General features: G+C 36.4%; 18 protein-coding genes. 9 read left to right on the top strand and 9 right to left on the bottom strand.

Annotated elements, in window-relative coordinates; genetic code table 11:
* Nucleotides 1-414: 414 nt before the first annotated feature.
* On the bottom strand, nucleotides 415-1353 hold the full coding sequence (locus BMZ04_RS12020) for a peptidylprolyl isomerase (protein WP_093270517.1): 939 nt from the start codon (nucleotides 1351-1353) through the stop codon (nucleotides 415-417).
* A gap of 138 nt (nucleotides 1354-1491) precedes the next feature.
* Here BMZ04_RS12020 and BMZ04_RS12015 point away from each other — a divergent pair, with 138 nt between their 5' ends.
* Complete coding sequence (locus tag BMZ04_RS12015) at nucleotides 1492-1599, top strand: YjcZ family sporulation protein (RefSeq protein WP_093270514.1); 108 nt, start codon at nucleotides 1492-1494, stop codon at nucleotides 1597-1599.
* Between the two features lie 110 nt (nucleotides 1600-1709).
* On the opposite strand, the gene BMZ04_RS12010 is transcribed toward BMZ04_RS12015, so the two are convergent.
* The 6 genes from BMZ04_RS12010 to BMZ04_RS11985 all read right to left on the bottom strand — a co-directional run bounded on the left by BMZ04_RS12010 (nucleotide 1710) and on the right by BMZ04_RS11985 (nucleotide 5134).
* Nucleotides 1710-1895 (bottom strand): hypothetical protein, encoded by a 186-nt coding sequence (locus tag BMZ04_RS12010; RefSeq protein WP_093270511.1) that lies wholly within the window; start codon nucleotides 1893-1895, stop codon nucleotides 1710-1712.
* Between the two features lie 69 nt (nucleotides 1896-1964).
* Complete coding sequence (locus BMZ04_RS12005; protein WP_093270508.1) at nucleotides 1965-2510, bottom strand: DUF3267 domain-containing protein; 546 nt, start codon at nucleotides 2508-2510, stop codon at nucleotides 1965-1967.
* Between the two features lie 116 nt (nucleotides 2511-2626).
* The gene (locus BMZ04_RS12000; protein WP_093270505.1) at nucleotides 2627-3160 is read right to left on the bottom strand and encodes an HTH-type transcriptional regulator Hpr; all 534 of its coding nucleotides are present in this window, start codon (nucleotides 3158-3160) and stop codon (nucleotides 2627-2629) included.
* A gap of 416 nt (nucleotides 3161-3576) precedes the next feature.
* On the bottom strand, nucleotides 3577-3960 hold the full coding sequence (locus BMZ04_RS11995; RefSeq protein ID WP_093270500.1) for a YtxH domain-containing protein: 384 nt from the start codon (nucleotides 3958-3960) through the stop codon (nucleotides 3577-3579).
* Nucleotides 3961-4063: 103 nt separating this feature from the next.
* Entirely contained in the window at nucleotides 4064-4588 is a 525-nt protein-coding gene (locus BMZ04_RS11990; protein ID WP_093270497.1) for a tryptophan transporter, read from the bottom strand.
* 120 nt (nucleotides 4589-4708) lie between these two features.
* Nucleotides 4709-5134, bottom strand: coding sequence for an HIT family protein (locus BMZ04_RS11985; RefSeq protein WP_093270494.1), 426 nt, complete (start codon nucleotides 5132-5134; stop codon nucleotides 4709-4711).
* Between the two features lie 112 nt (nucleotides 5135-5246).
* Between BMZ04_RS11985 and BMZ04_RS11980 the strand changes: the two genes are divergently transcribed.
* Nucleotides 5247-5996 (top strand): ABC transporter ATP-binding protein, encoded by a 750-nt coding sequence (locus BMZ04_RS11980; RefSeq protein ID WP_093270491.1) that lies wholly within the window; start codon nucleotides 5247-5249, stop codon nucleotides 5994-5996.
* The gene (locus BMZ04_RS11975) at nucleotides 5980-7176 is read left to right on the top strand and encodes an ABC transporter permease (RefSeq protein WP_093270488.1); all 1197 of its coding nucleotides are present in this window, start codon (nucleotides 5980-5982) and stop codon (nucleotides 7174-7176) included. Before BMZ04_RS11980 ends, BMZ04_RS11975 begins: the two co-directional genes overlap by 17 nt.
* A gap of 250 nt (nucleotides 7177-7426) precedes the next feature.
* Here BMZ04_RS11975 and BMZ04_RS11970 read toward each other — a convergent pair whose 3' ends face one another.
* Both BMZ04_RS11970 and BMZ04_RS11965 read right to left on the bottom strand, forming a co-directional pair.
* On the bottom strand, nucleotides 7427-8596 hold the full coding sequence (locus BMZ04_RS11970; protein WP_093270485.1) for a M20 metallopeptidase family protein: 1170 nt from the start codon (nucleotides 8594-8596) through the stop codon (nucleotides 7427-7429).
* 307 nt (nucleotides 8597-8903) lie between these two features.
* Entirely contained in the window at nucleotides 8904-9392 is a 489-nt protein-coding gene (locus BMZ04_RS11965) for an antibiotic biosynthesis monooxygenase family protein (RefSeq protein WP_093270482.1), read from the bottom strand.
* A gap of 202 nt (nucleotides 9393-9594) precedes the next feature.
* On the opposite strand from BMZ04_RS11965, the gene hemE reads away from it, so the two are divergent.
* From hemE to BMZ04_RS11935, 6 genes are all read left to right on the top strand, one after another.
* On the top strand, nucleotides 9595-10647 hold the full coding sequence (gene hemE, locus BMZ04_RS11960; RefSeq protein WP_093270479.1) for a uroporphyrinogen decarboxylase: 1053 nt from the start codon (nucleotides 9595-9597) through the stop codon (nucleotides 10645-10647).
* Nucleotides 10648-10664: 17 nt separating this feature from the next.
* Complete coding sequence (gene hemH / locus BMZ04_RS11955; protein ID WP_093270476.1) at nucleotides 10665-11597, top strand: ferrochelatase; 933 nt, start codon at nucleotides 10665-10667, stop codon at nucleotides 11595-11597.
* A gap of 295 nt (nucleotides 11598-11892) precedes the next feature.
* Nucleotides 11893-12831, top strand: coding sequence for a YncE family protein (locus BMZ04_RS11950; protein ID WP_093270473.1), 939 nt, complete (start codon nucleotides 11893-11895; stop codon nucleotides 12829-12831).
* Nucleotides 12828-13502, top strand: a complete 675-nt coding sequence (locus tag BMZ04_RS11945) for a response regulator transcription factor (RefSeq protein ID WP_093270470.1) — start codon at nucleotides 12828-12830, stop codon at nucleotides 13500-13502. The genes BMZ04_RS11950 and BMZ04_RS11945 overlap by 4 nt, the downstream gene beginning before the upstream one ends.
* Nucleotides 13499-14893: a sensor histidine kinase gene (locus BMZ04_RS11940; RefSeq protein ID WP_093270467.1), complete on the top strand. Its 1395-nt coding sequence runs from the start codon at nucleotides 13499-13501 to the stop codon at nucleotides 14891-14893. Before BMZ04_RS11945 ends, BMZ04_RS11940 begins: the two co-directional genes overlap by 4 nt.
* On the top strand, nucleotides 14890-15336 hold the full coding sequence (locus BMZ04_RS11935) for a FixH family protein (RefSeq protein WP_093270464.1): 447 nt from the start codon (nucleotides 14890-14892) through the stop codon (nucleotides 15334-15336). Before BMZ04_RS11940 ends, BMZ04_RS11935 begins: the two co-directional genes overlap by 4 nt.
* Nucleotides 15337-15405 lie beyond the last annotated feature (69 nt).

Raw genomic sequence — 15405 nt, 5'->3', positions numbered from 1 at the left:
CTATGTTAGAGGAATACAATCTAAGTTCGCGACATCGTGGTGCTCCTGCGCAAAGCTCGTCGCAAAATAAAAAGATATTTCGCGACGACTGCATGACCTACACCCTGCAGGCCTCAGACAGGCAAATGGGACGGGAAGGCATCTTAAGTACGCCACATCCTGTGGCAAAGGACGCATGACCCGCATCGTGCGGGCCCGGGAGGCAGCTCCTCAGCCACCACAAGCGATTTTGTTTACAACGAGCTTGCGCAGGAGCACATGGTTTAACTGCGACGAGCTTGCGCAGGAGCACGGCGTTGGAGTCTAGAGGAAGAATCACTTGTAGAAAGTAATCTATATGCCATAGATTTTATAATTTCTTAAAGCACAAAAAAAGCGTAAAGGCTTATGCCCTTACGCTTTTTGTATGAGAAATTATTTACTTTCTTCTGTTGATGTATCTGCATCTTCAGTCGTTGTATCAGCAGTTGGTGCTGGTGTTTCAGCTGCAGCTAAAAACTCATCTAACGCTGTTTTTAAATCTTCATCCTTGATCTTGATATCAGCATCTTTCATCATTTTCGCTACTTTCGTTAATAACGTTGATGTATCTGCTTTTGCAAGTTTTAATTGTTTTTCAAGCTCGGCTTTTTTATCTTCGTATGATTCTTCAATCTCACGCTTGTCCGTTACTTCAATGATATGATAGCCAAAGCTAGATTGAATCGGCTCGCTTAGAACGTTTTTCTCCAATGCGAAAGCACCTTCTAAAAACTGTTGATCCATATTAGTTGCTTTGTTAAACCAACCTAAATCCCCACCAGTTGTTTGTGCCGCTTGTTCAATAGAATACTCTTTTGCAACTTCTGCAAAATCTTTTCCAGATTCAAGTTCCGCTTTCACCTTTTTAGCAGTCTCTTCATCTTCTACTACTATATGACGAGCTTGGATTTCGTTTTTGATATTTTCGTATTCAGCCTTTATTTCATCTTCTGTTACATCCACGTCTTCAACTAATGCTTTTTCTTGCATCAAGTTAAGTTCTATGAATTTTTTGTACGAAGATTCTGTATAGCCTTGTTGTGCGATTATTGCTTCGAAGTTTTCGCCATATTGCTTTTTGTCAGCTTCTAATTGCGCGTTTACTTCATCTTCTGTAACTTCATACTTCGATGCTAATACTTTTTCAATCATCAGAAGTTGAAATGCTTGATCTCCTATAGATGCTTTCATTTCTTCATATAAATCATTATGAGTGATATCTCCAACTTTAGAAGTAGCGATTACTTCGTCTTTAGTTGCTGAATCATTACTACAAGCGCCTAATGCAAGAACTGATGCTGCAAGTGTAAATGTTAATACTGTTTTTTTCATGGAATTCTCTCCTAACTTCTTGTTGCTGCAGTTGTAACTATAACATAAACGAAATAAAAACAAAAATGGTTCCCGTTCATTTGCCTACCGATTATTGAAAATATCGCATAGGATACATGGAAAAGGAGGTGTTTTTAAATGGGCGGACAATATAGCGGTGGCGGTTATGGTTCGGGTTCTGGCTTTGCTTTGATAGTTGTTCTATTTATTCTTTTAATCATTGTAGGAGCAGCGTTTATCTACTAATGAAGACGTGAACTAAGATCGTGTAAAATCGATCTTAGTTCCCTATGCATTTAAAGAGAAAAAAGAAATGACCCGAAATCATTCTAATGATTTGGGTCCATTTTTTCCTCTTAAACTGTGTAAAAAAGTTCTACGTAGAAGGAAACAAGAAGAATCGTAATAAGTATATTAATGGTACGAAAAATCTTCGGGTGTTTTTCTTCCGGAATTTCTTTTGACATAACTAAAGCGTATGTCATTCGGTTTATTTGTAGCAAATAAAATGCTGAGAATAGAACTAACGTAAATATGATCATGTCCAGACTCCCTTCATATACTAGTAAGCATATCAAAGAAGGAACGAATTTTACAAGTGTTACATTTTGCTAAGGATGGGTTGGAGCGATTAGAATTTCGAAACCAGCTTCTGTTTCTTCAATATATGCACTTTTTGGAGACTTGCTTAAATGCTTTACATATATTAAATCGATCAAACAAATACCACAATGGTACGCAAATAGCATAGTGAAATAATGTGAAAAAACAGGTATAAGTAATGCTCCGATTATTAAAACAAAATTGATAAATATAAAAGGTGCTAATAAAGAATAGATAAATCTGTTTTTATTAATTGGTTCAACTACTCTAATAGAAACAGTAGGTAGAAAACCAAATTGTTTTTTCTTTATGATCTTCACGTTATCACGAAACTTAAAAAGTGGAATGAAGTGTAGTAACTTATGAAGCGGGTAAATGCTTAAAAATGCTAGTGTGAATACTAGAAAATAATCATCTGATTTATTTGTGTCGTTAATAATACCTAACAAAACGTATGCGAAAGAAAAAACGATTATAACTAATAGAGAGGATAATAGAAATAACCTTTCTAAGCCATATTGTTTTTTTACATTAATTGTTTTCCAACAATGCAAAGTGTATGCAACTCCTGTAGAAGAGAATGAACTTCAGATACATACCATACGACTTTTACTATTAAAATGCAATACATAAATTATTAAGAATTATAGAGCGCTTACACTGACAAAATCTAATCTTTTTGGGTGAAAGATTCATCGATATTCTTAATAGAACGCTCAAATATTTCCATGAAGTCATCCCCATAAATATTCCGTATAACAGCCATTACATCTAAAAATTCTGGAAATTTACCATACAATTGTTTCATTGAACGAGAACCTTCGATAACAGAGTGAGGTGTATCATGATAATTTTCATACATTTCGTCGAGTAATGATTTTCCAGTTGTTGTAATTTCAACATATGTGTTTCGTTTGTCGGCGTCTCTTTTCGAAAAGGTAAGTAAACCGCGCTCTTCTAGCTTTTTAGAGAAATTAAAAGCAGTTGAAACATGCATTACCCCGAATTTTGCAACTTCGGATACTGTGGCACCTTGCAAATGATAAGAAATCCATAAAATATGATGCTCATTAATATTCAAGTCATAAGGTTTTATCCATGTCTGCCAATCTTTTTCTACAGCTTTCCACAGTGCCTTCGATAGCTGTGCGATACGCTGACTATAGAGCATTGCTTCTTTCATCGTATAAAACTGTTCAGTCATATGTATGCCTTCTTTCTCTATTATAATCTTTCAAATATTATAGCAAGAAAGTATGTAACTGAATACATATTATCAAAAATAAATAATAGTATTTTTATCATAAAAAAAAGATACCGCTCATCATAATGATTACGTGCATCTCTTTAAATTACATCTTTGGCTGTTTTTAACTAGATTAGAAAGTGGGCTAGTCCTACGTTTGCAATGGTACTTGTTTATCTGTACTTTTGGAGAGTGACGGACGAATGATTATTTTAAAAAATGCGTAGGGAAGCTACAAAATCGTATCCCTACGCATCAAAAACTCTCGGTAATGGAGTAGAACTGGTTCAGTTCAAAGTACTCCAAAAGCACCTATTTATAGGATACCTCGTGTGTTATCACCATTTACTAAACAATTTACCAGTTACATTTGGTTAATCAACAAGTGTGGCAGCAGCTTCTTTTCTCTTTGGTAACGCTTTTTCCATCTCTTCGATTGCTGATTGAATAGCGGAAATTTCATCTTGAAGTTTTGCTTGTAATGGTGCAGTTTCACTTTTCCATTGTTCCACATCTGCTTTAATCTCTTCAATAGCTTCTGGGATAACTTCTTTTGACTCTTTTGTTAGAGTGCGAATAGAATTTTTTAAATCTTGCATTTGAAGTTTTATATCAGATAGTTTGTCCAGAAAATCAGTTGAAGTGGATTTTAAGGAAATACGTACTTCATTACCCGACTTTGGAGTGGATAACAATACTGTAGTAGCCCCAGCTAACACGCCCGTTGCAATCCCTAAAAATAATTGCCCTATTTTCATTTGTGCTCACCCCTTATTATTATATTATTCCTTTATATATCATAATTAAAACATATTAATTAAAACAAAAAAAGCTTTCCTTCGAAAAGGAAAGCAAGTAATTTTATGCTGTAAGTGCTGTTTCAAATTTAGACCGTTTAATTAATTTGCCGATAATCGGATAGATAATAAAGAATGCTACTGCATTAATCACAATTGCTGGAAGAACTACTAAAACGAATAATTCCCCGAATACTGCACCTGCTCCAAAAACAAAAATCGCAGTTGATAAAAATACCGTACCCGATACAAGTGTTCCTATACATGTAAGAACTACAGCTACAGGTAATTTGTTAGCAAATTTAGTAAGTAATAGTACTAATCCAAAGAAGACAAATGCTGTTACCGATTTATCAATAATGTTCGGAACAAATCCACCTGGAAATGTAGAAAACAATCCTGAAATCACACCTGTTGAAATGCCAAGTAGAAACACACTTTTAACTTCAGGGAACAATAGAATTCCTATAAACATCATCGTTAACATGAAGTCTGGTTTCATCCCACCATTAATTCCAGGGATAATAATATAAAGTACTGCACCGACCCCTATTAATAGGGACATTAATACTAGATTTTTCGTATTCAATTCTCATCTCTCCTCAGCTTTTCTAAGCTCTATTTGTTTAAATCCCTCTAACGTATCCTCTTGATCGTTAGCAAGAATCTTACCATTGATTGTATGTCTAATTTCCCTAAAATGCAATAACTAGTTTGAAAGTTTTTCAGCTAATTCTTTTGCTAAACCTTGAATAACTTCCGGTGTAAATGTTTTTTCTTTCGTAAGCCAAGTTGGACGGAAGCCATCCGTTTGATCATAACGAGGGATAAAGTGTAAGTGAAAATGGAAAACACTTTGTCCAGCAGGGGCTCCATTATTATTGAGCAAATTCATGCCAACAGGTCCAAATGTTTCTTTAAGAACAGAAGCGATCTTTGGTACTACTTTAAATAAATTACTTGCTTCCTCTTCCGATAAATCATATACATTCTCTTTGTGATTTTTGGGGATAATAAGTGTATGTCCTTTTGTTAGTGGCTGTATATCCATAAAAGCATATACATGTTCGTCCTCATAAATTTTCGCACTTGGAATAGAACCGTCAATTATTTTGCAAAAAATACATTCACTCATGGAAAAACCTCCTATTCATTGTTACCAATAGTTTAGCATATAATAGGACAACTTAGAGAAGATTTTTCGTACAGGTTTTGGTAAACTATTTAGAAGAGATGAGGTGCGAGAGATGACAGTATTAGAACTAACTAACGTAACAGGTGGCTATACAAGAAAGCCAGTGCTACATGATTTAACTTTTTCCATTGGAAAAGGGGAGTTAGTCGGATTAATAGGATTAAATGGAGCAGGAAAGAGTACAACTATTAAACATATTATCGGAACGATGAACGCTGCAAAAGGGGAAATTCTACTTAACGGAAAATCGTTAAAAGATGATCCAGCAACGTATCGAACTTCTTTTTCGTATATACCCGAAACGCCAGTATTGTACGATGAGTTAACATTAAAAGAACATTTAGAGCTAACTGCAATGGCTTATAATTTGGAACCAACAGTATTCGAGGCAAGGAAAGAGTCTCTATTAAAAGAGTTTCGAATGGAGAAACGATTGAATTGGTTTCCAGCACACTTTTCTAAAGGAATGCGTCAAAAAGTAATGATTATGTGTGCATTTTTAGTAAATCCTGATTTATATATTATTGATGAACCTTTTGTAGGGTTAGATCCATTAGGTATTCAATCGCTCCTTGATCAAATGAAAGCAAGAAAAGAAGAAGGTGCTTCTGTTCTCATGTCTACACATATTTTATCGACAGCCGAGAAATATTGTGATCGAATCCTTCTGTTGCATAATGGGAAAATACGTGCACAAGGAACGATGAATGATCTACGGGTTGCTTTTAATAGGCCACATGCGACATTAGATGATTTATATATCGAAATGACGAAGGAACAACAAGATGAACAATTTGCGTGAAATATGGGGTAAACGTTTCGTTTTTTATATAAATGAATTACAAAAATACTTAAAGTATATCTTCACTGGACATATAGCGATTGTATTTGTTTTCGTAATAGGTGCAGGGGGATATACGTATAGTGAATGGCTAAATACAGCTCCGAAGGATTTTCCCGCTTTTTTAGTTGTAGCTTTCATTTTAAGTATCCTAATAGCGATTAGTTCACCAACTACATTAATGAAGCACGCAGATAGTGTGTATTTTCTGCCGTTAGAAACAAAGCTTAAGGAGTATATTAACTTAGCATTGAGATGGACCTTCTTTTCATCTGTTTTTCTTACGCTTGCGGCATTTCTTGTTTCTATACCGCTACTTACGAAAGTCGCGGGTGCTACGAAAAATGAGGTTTTGTCTTTTTTTATTTTTGTTCTAATATTGAAATATTGGAGTATTCACACGGAATTTAATTATCGTTTTGCTTCGAATGGAAGATCTGTATGGGTTGACCGTTTTATACGTTTTCTTTTGTTATTTGCAGCGCTCTATTTCTTATTGAGTGGAAATTATGTGTTTTTAATCACGATTGTTATTATTCAACTAATATATGCAATCGTATGGCAGAAGAAAAAGAAAGAAGTACCGTTTCCATTTGAACATTTTATCGAAGTGGAACAATCGCGAATGATGCGGTTTTACCGATTTGCGAATTATTTCACCGATGTTCCGCATATTCGAGGGATGACGAAAAGAAGAAGATGGCTGGATGTCGTTTATAATCTTGTTCCATATGCGCAAAAAAATAGTCAGCTATATTTAGTGTTACGAACTTTTATCCGCACAAATGATTATTTCTACTTATGGGTAAGACTTACGGTAATATCGGTTATTGGAGTGATTTTTATTCCGTTTCCAGTTGTTGCGATTATTTTCACAGGTGCGCTTGCTTTTGCAACAGTTGTACAGTTGCGCCATGCGTTATTAGCTGGACACGAGTTTCGAATGGATCAGTTATTTCCGATTGAGCCGAATGCTAGGAAATGGGCAGTTAATAAATTTATGCGTATGATTCAATTCGTACAAGCAATATTAGTACTTATCGTAGTTTTAATACAAGGTGAACTTGAGCCTCAATCGCTCTTCATCCCAATTGCGGTATACATTGTATCGGAACTAACGATTCGAATGAGTAAGAAATAAAGAAAGGCTGTCAGTTATTGACAGCCTTTCTTATGCTTTAGGAAATTATAAAATCTATAGTATCTGGATAACTTTCTACAAGTAATTCCCTGTCCAGACCCCAGCGCCTTGCTCCTGCGCAAGCTCGTCGCAGTTAAAATCATGTGCTCCTGCGCAAGCTCGTCGCAGTTAAAAACATGTGCTCCTGCGCAAGCTCGTCGCAAACAAAATCGCTTGTGGTGGCTGTGGAGCTGCCTCCTCGCTTTTCCTCTTATTTCGTTTGATATTGAATAGCAGCTGTTCCTAATGTTTTCGCTGCGATGAGCATTGCGCGCTCGTCGAAGTCAAACTTAGGACTATGATGTGGGAAAACTTCCCCTTGTGGCATCGCACCTGTAAAGAAGAACGTTCCAGGAACCACTTCCATATAATATCCAAAATCTTCTCCAATCATTAGAAGCTCTGACTCTTTTACTAGATCTACACCAGGCACGTCTTTTGCAACTGTTGCTAGAAATTCGGTTTCTTCTTCATGATTAATAACTGGAGTGTATCCTCTATCGAAAACGAATGAATACGTACAATCAGCAGCTAGACATGTACCTTCAATTACCCGTTCTAATTCCCGTTCCATTAAGTCCCTTACGTCTGCATCAAAAGTGCGTACTGTACCAGCGAGTTTTGCAGTGTCTGCAATAATATTAAAAGCATTCTCAGCAACAAAAGAACCGACGGAAAGAACGGCAGATTGTGTAGGATCTACTCTTCTCGCTACTAATTGTTGCAAATTTACTACAAGCTGAGAGGCTACAACGATTGCATCCTTTGCTTGATGCGGATTAGCCCCATGTCCGCCTTGTCCTTGAATAGTAATTTCAAAACGATCCGCTGCCGCCATAATTGGACCAGACTTATATTCAATTGTTCCAAGTGGATACAAGGACCATAAATGAGTACCGAAAATAGCGTCGACACCTTCTAGACATCCTGCTTCAATCATCGGTTTTGCCCCACCAGGAGCGTATTCTTCCGCATGCTGATGGATAAATACGTACTCTCCAGCTAACTGGTCTTTTAATTCATTTATCGTACGCGCAAGAATGAGCAGGGTTGCAGTATGGCCATCATGTCCACATGCATGCATAACACCATCTACAGTAGATTTATATGGGACATCTTTTTCATCTTGAATTGGTAATGCATCGAAATCTGCGCGAAGTGCAACAGTTTTACCAGGTAATGCTCCTTTTACTCTAGCAACAACGCCATTTCCACCAACATTTGCTTGAAAAGGAATTTCTAAATTTGTATAAAAGTCTTGAATATATTGAGCGGTTTTCGTTTCTTTAAATGATACTTCTGGATGCATATGTAAGTAACGACGGATTTCGACCATCTCTTCAAATGCACTATCTAATTTTTCCGATAATTCTAATGTCATAAACTTAACCTCCATTTATCTTTTTACCATTATAACAAAAAAGTAGACTATTAGTTCTAATGGATTCTTTACCTATCTCCAACATTGAAAATATAATTTAAATGTATATCAAATGAATTTTTTCAAAAGAAAATAGTAAACCGCCCCTAAGCAATAGCAAGTATTGGGTGGTTTACTTATCTTTACGCCTATGAAGCGCTACTATTTTATTGCAACACTGTTGGGTGTTGAAGCATCAAACATTCATTTTTTATAGATGCAAGCTCAATGTATATTAGACCATAGTCTATTAAACATCTATATAATATTAGGCTTCTTCATTTATAGATGAATAAGTTGAGACATAAGGGGCACTTGTGAAGATTCGTTGCTTATCTGCGACCTCATCGAAATTCATTGGATGGGATTTTGCCCATACTTCATAGCTGTTTGGACCAGACCATTCTGTTAAAATAATGTAAGTTTCTGATTTGATTGGTTTTAATACACGTAGCGCGATAAACCCTGGCTCAGATTGAAGTGTTGGTGATAAGTTTGTATATTTAAATTCAAAAATGGGTTTACCTTCGTCGGAAAGGGGAATATTTTGTATGGCGAAATAACCCTTTTCAGAGAATTGACCAAAAGCTTCTAAAATTTCATATTTTCTTGGAGCTTGGAAAACAGATTTTTGGGGAGTTTCATGGATAAGTACAGAATTACCTATTCCATGCAATGCATATATTTGCTCATTGGGATGTTTCTTTTTTATGGATTCCATAAATTCTGGTGTTCCTGAAGTTATATAGAGATTCATACTAGTACCTCCTAAATTTGTTTGTTGCTTATACTTTTCCCCTAAATGCAAACTTAAAAACACATTGACCGGATTATAACGAAGAAACAGGACAAATTTATGACAATTACACTATATACCTATACAATAGGAAATAGAACGACTATAGTGGAGACGTATATTAGAAAAACGACCGTAGATAGAAGAAAGGCAGGAATTTTGAATGACTACTTTTAATGATACACTGCTTCGTGCAGCCCGTGGAGAACAAGTGGAGCATACGCCAGTTTGGTATATGAGGCAAGCAGGTAGATCTCAACCTGAGTACAGAAAAATAAAAGAAAAGTATTCTTTAGAACAGATAACGCATGAACCAGAATTATGTGCATATGTTACACGTTTGCCAGTGGAAAATTACAATGTAGATGCAGCGATCCTGTATAAAGATATTGTAACACCTTTAACTGGAATCGGCGTAGATGTGAAAATAAAAGCTGGTGTGGGACCAGTAATTTCAAATCCAATCAGCACGGTGCAAGATGTATATAATCTTGGCGATTTATCTCCAGAAGATGATGTTCCATTTGTATTAGAAACGATTAAATTGTTAACAACTGAACAGTTGAGTGTTCCATTAATCGGATTTGCAGGGGCTCCATTTACACTGGCAAGCTATATGATAGAAGGTGGTCCTTCGAAGAGCTATAACAAAACAAAAGCGTTTATGATTTCGGAATCGCAAGCATGGTTTACATTAATGGACAAACTTGCTGATATGACTATCGTATATATTAAAGCACAAGTAAAAGCAGGTGCTAAAGTGATTCAAATTTTCGACTCTTGGGTCGGGGCTTTAAACGTAGCAGATTACCGTATTTTCATTAAACCGGTGATGACAAGGATTTTTACGGAACTTCGTGAGCTTGGTGTTCCATTAATAACATTTGGTGTTGGTGCAAGTCATTTAGCAATGGAATGGCATGACTTACCTGTAGATGTAGTTGGACTCGATTGGCGTCTATCAATTGAGGAAGCGCGTGCAAAAGGATTGACTAAAACGCTTCAAGGGAACTTGGATCCATCGTACTTAATCGGAGACTGGGCAGAAATCGAAAAACGTGCAAAAGTCATTGTAGAGCAAGGCGTAGCACAACCAGGTCATATATTTAATATTGGTCACGGTGTATTCCCTGAAGTGAATCCGGATACATTAAAACGTTTAACAACATTCGTACATGAATATAGCCGTGAACTTATTGCAGCAAAATCTAACTAAACTTTTTTGAGGTGACAATGATGAAAAGAACGATGGGATTATTAGTAATGGCATATGGAACACCATACGAAGAAGCAGATATTGAACGTTACTATACACATATTCGTCACGGACGTAAACCAAGTGAGGAACAATTAGCTGACTTAACTGGTCGTTACAAAGCGATTGGTGGAATTTCACCTTTAGCGAAAATTACGAAAAACCAAGCACAAGGTTTATGTAATCGTCTAAACGCAGTACAAGATGATATCGAATTCAAATTGTATATTGGGTTAAAACATATTGAGCCTTACCTTGAAGATGCCGTTGCACAAATGCACAAAGATGGAATTACAGAAGCAGTATCTATCGTATTAGCACCTCACTTCTCTACATTCTCAATTAAGTCATATAATGGTCGCATTAAAGAAGAAGCTGAGAAATTAGGTAATTTAACGATAACTTCTGTAGAAAGCTGGTATGATGAGCCGAAATTCATCCAATATTGGAATGAAAAAGTAAGCGAAGCATTTGCAGCAATGCCGGAAGAACAACGTGAAAAAGCTTGTTTAATCGTTTCTGCTCACTCTCTTCCTGAAAAAATTCTTTCTATGGGAGATCCATATGCAGATCAGTTAAATGAGACAGCAGATTTGATTGCAAAAGCAGCAGGCGTTAAAAACTATGCCGTTGGTTGGCAAAGTGCTGGACAAACTCCAGAGCCATGGATTGGACCAGATGTACAAGATTTAACTCGTGAATTACACGAAGAAAAAGGCTATACAACATTCGTGTATACGCCAGTAGGTTTCGTAGCAGAGCATTTAGAAGTGCTATACGATAACGACTATGAGTGTAAAGTCGTATGTGACGATATTGGAGCTACATATGTACGCCCGGCAATGCCAAATGATCAACCATTATTCATCGATGCAATGGCCGATGTTGTGTTAAAACAACTTCGTGCGTAGATAGACAATATAATCCCCAAAAGCCACTATTAATTGGCTTTTGGGGATTTTTATGTCCGCTTTAAATGCACATAGAACACACTTATCTAAGTTTAAATTTATTAATCATTTTGTTTAGTTGTAAAATGTCGGTCTTAGTTGTAATCTTGAGGAATTAGTTGTAAATTTGTGACGTTGATCAGTTTGTTATAAAAGGATTTTTTATCCAAAGTCTTCTAATTTTTTTTTATGCTTGGATAGAATTTCAAACTTTTTTCACACGTTTTCTGTAAAATAGCTCTAGGGGGGTATGAACTTGAGAAAGCTTAGTATATTGTTCATCTTGTTTTTGCTTGGTGCGTGTGTACAGCCCTCATTACCGTCCATTGATCCATCTGATGATTTCGTTGCAAGTTTGAATACTGTAGATGGAACAATCGATTTCATTTCTACAGAGCAGGAAGTGATGGAAAGTTGGCAATTGGATGCTACATATACGGGATTTACATTAGTGTCAGATGACCTCCTATTACTATATGGATTTACGCTGAAGGAAGCGGTTCTTATCCAGTTATCTACAGGTAAACAGCTGGCAACACTGGATGTACAAAAAGGAACAACCTTTGCATACGCTTATGAAGAAAACATCTACATAGCAAATGGAAAAGAAAATACTGTTTCACTTTTCAATAATAAAGGGGAACCCCTAGGACAAGCTGCTACTGGGAATTATCCGATGTCGATGATTGCACATGACGGCAATCTATACGTAGTAAACTTCAAAGATGAAATTCTTTCTATTTTTTCATTAGATTTAACAGAAAAAAACAAATGGGACATCCCGAATTCTTCGCATGGACTTCTCGTAAATGGAAATGAACTATGGCTCGGTGGTCATGGTGCTGGCAGTAGTCCTAATCGTTTTATTAAAAGATATAATATAGCGACTGGAGAGTTGCTCGGTGAAATAGAAGCGCCGATGATGCCGATTAATATGACGAAGGCAGCAAACGGGAATATCTATGCAGTGAGTCATGGAAGTAGCACTGTTTATGAGATATCAGAAGAGGGTGAAGTGCTAGCATCATTCAAAGCAGGTGCGAACCCTTTTTCTATCGCAACATTTAGAGATAATATCGTATTATCAGGTTATGATGATTATCAACTATACTTTATCCAATCAGGTAAAGTAACGAATGAACTGCAAGTAGGAAAAGGTCCATTTCAGTTAGTCGTAAGGGAGGCGAGCAAATGACAACGATATTAGTAGTAGATGATGAACAAGATATGCGAGGATTAATTGAATTGCATTTGCAAAAAGCTGGTTATGGTGTGTTACACGCTGAAAATGGAGAAGACGCAATTAAAATGGTTCAATCGTTTTCAATTGATTTATTATTACTTGATGTCATGATGCCTGGGAAAAGTGGCTTTGAAGTTTGCAAGGATTTAAGAGAATTTACATCGATACCCGTCATATTTCTTACCGCGTTAGATGCGAAAACGGACTTAGTAAAAGGACTTACGCTTGGTGGGGATGATTATGTCATTAAGCCGTTTACCTCGATCGAACTAATTGCGAGAATAAATGCTATTTTAAGAAGAACAGGAATAGTATCGAAAGAGGATAAGCTTATAAAAGGGATTTTAGTAAATGAACCGGCTGGCAGACAAATATTACGAAACAATCAAAAAATTAATCTTACGCTCAAAGAATATGAACTACTTCATCTATTTATGGATAATGAAGGGATCGCGTTCTCTAGAGAGCAGCTACTAGAAAGACTTTGGGGATTGGATTATGAAGGCGGAACACGGACAGTAGATACACATATTAAAACGCTTCGATTAAAGCTCGGTAACGTTGCAGGAAAATATATTGAAACCGTTTGGGGAATTGGCTATCGTTTTGAGGTAATAGAATGAAAAAGCTATCGGTTAAAATATGGATATTGTTACTCATTTTTATTACAACGACGATTGTATTTTTGGTTATTTTTACGAACTTTTTGTATGAGGGACTTTACGTACAACATACTGAAATGTCTATGAAGGAAGTTGCTGAAAATTTGCAACGTACATATGATGGTGGTGCCGTTACGAATGCATTTATTAAACAAACCGAGGATTATAATCGTTTTTCAGATGTGGAAGTATTTACGGTAAGAAATCCGAGGGAACTAAGTGCATGTCTACCTTTTGATATCGATTATGATACATTAATCGGAGCAGAAGAACGAGCGGAATTGATAGATGGGAACCCAATAACAAAACGTGGGTACGAAAAGCGATTTGATAGAGATGTAGTATCGGTTATTTATCCACTTGTTGATGAGAATAGATTAGAAGGAATTATTTATGTATATGTTCCTTTAACGAAAATTACAGAAATGGCGTCGAGTGACGCACTTTTTTTAATAGTAATTGTTTCTCTTTTATTAATCTGCTTAGCATATATAAGCTTGAAAAGTCTGCAAAGAGTGTTAAAACCATTAGCCATTTTAAATGAAGCAGCGCTGGATATGGCTGCAGGAAAGTATGATACACGAGTCAAAATGGATTCTCAAGATGAAGTGGGAGAGCTTGCAAAAAGTTTTAACCAAATGGCAACATCCATTCAACAAGAAGATGACAAGAAGCGAAACTTTCTCTCTGTCGTTTCACATGAACTTCGCACTCCGATTAGCTATATTAAAGGGTATGGAGAGGCATTTGAACAAGGACTTGTACCAGAAGAGAAAAAGGCAGAAATATATACTCTCATCGTGCGAGAAGCAAATCGTATGCAGAAGCTAACGAATGATTTGTTAACCGTTGCAAGATCGGAAACGTTAGAAGAAGTAGAAACTAATCCGCTCGTTTTAGCAGAAACAATCCGTGAAGTAGTACAACTTCTAAGACCAATGGCGAACGAAAAAGAAATAACGTTTGCTATTTCGATAGATGAAGAGACAATTTTATGTGCAGACGAACAAAAGACAAAGCAAGTACTTATAAATATCTTAGAAAATGCCATTAGATATTCTCCTAATACATCTAAAATTGCAATATCGAATAAAACAACTAAAAAAGAAACGACTATTCATATTGCAGATGAAGGATGTGGAATAGAAATGGAGCATCTAACACATATTACGGAACGTTTCTACCGTGTGAATAAGGCAAGAAGCCGATCAGATGGAGGAACGGGACTAGGGTTATCCATTGCTGCGCAATTAGTAGAAGTGCAAAATGGTAAACTTGCATTTGAAAGTGAAGTAGGAAAAGGAACTACCGTATATATTACACTACCAATTTGGGAGGATTCATTCGCATGAAAAAAATCATAGCAGCGTTTACTTTAACAGCAATGGTGTTAACAGGTTGTGGAGCGGAAGAAGCAAATCAGGAGGAAACCACATTTCAAGAAATCGTTGTACAAATACAAACAGCTGAGCAATTACCAGTAGGAGAGGAAGTTGTTTTATCTGTCAAAGTGTCCCAAGGAGAAAAAGCAGTTGACGACGCGGATGTAGTAGAATTCGAGGTGTGGGAATCTGGTTTACGTGATGAAGGGCAAATGATAGAAGGAACATTTACAAAAGATGGTGTATATGAAGCGAATTATACATTCGATCATGACGGGGTCTATTATATGCTTGCTCACACTACTGCGAGAGGTCTTCATACAATGCCAAAACAAAAGCTAACAGTTGGAAGCCCAGATTTGAGTATAGTATTACCAGACGAAAACGATGATACAATGCACAACAGTCATTAGAAATACTTGCAAATAGAATAAGCAGAGCGTAATATAGTGACTAGATGACCGGAATGGTTTTCTGGTCAT

This window comes from Psychrobacillus sp. OK032 (assembly GCF_900111345.1).
GTDB lineage: Bacteria > Bacillota > Bacilli > Bacillales_A > Planococcaceae > Psychrobacillus.
Note: the sequence above shows the minus strand (reverse complement) of the source record. Positions and strands in the feature narration are given on the sequence as shown.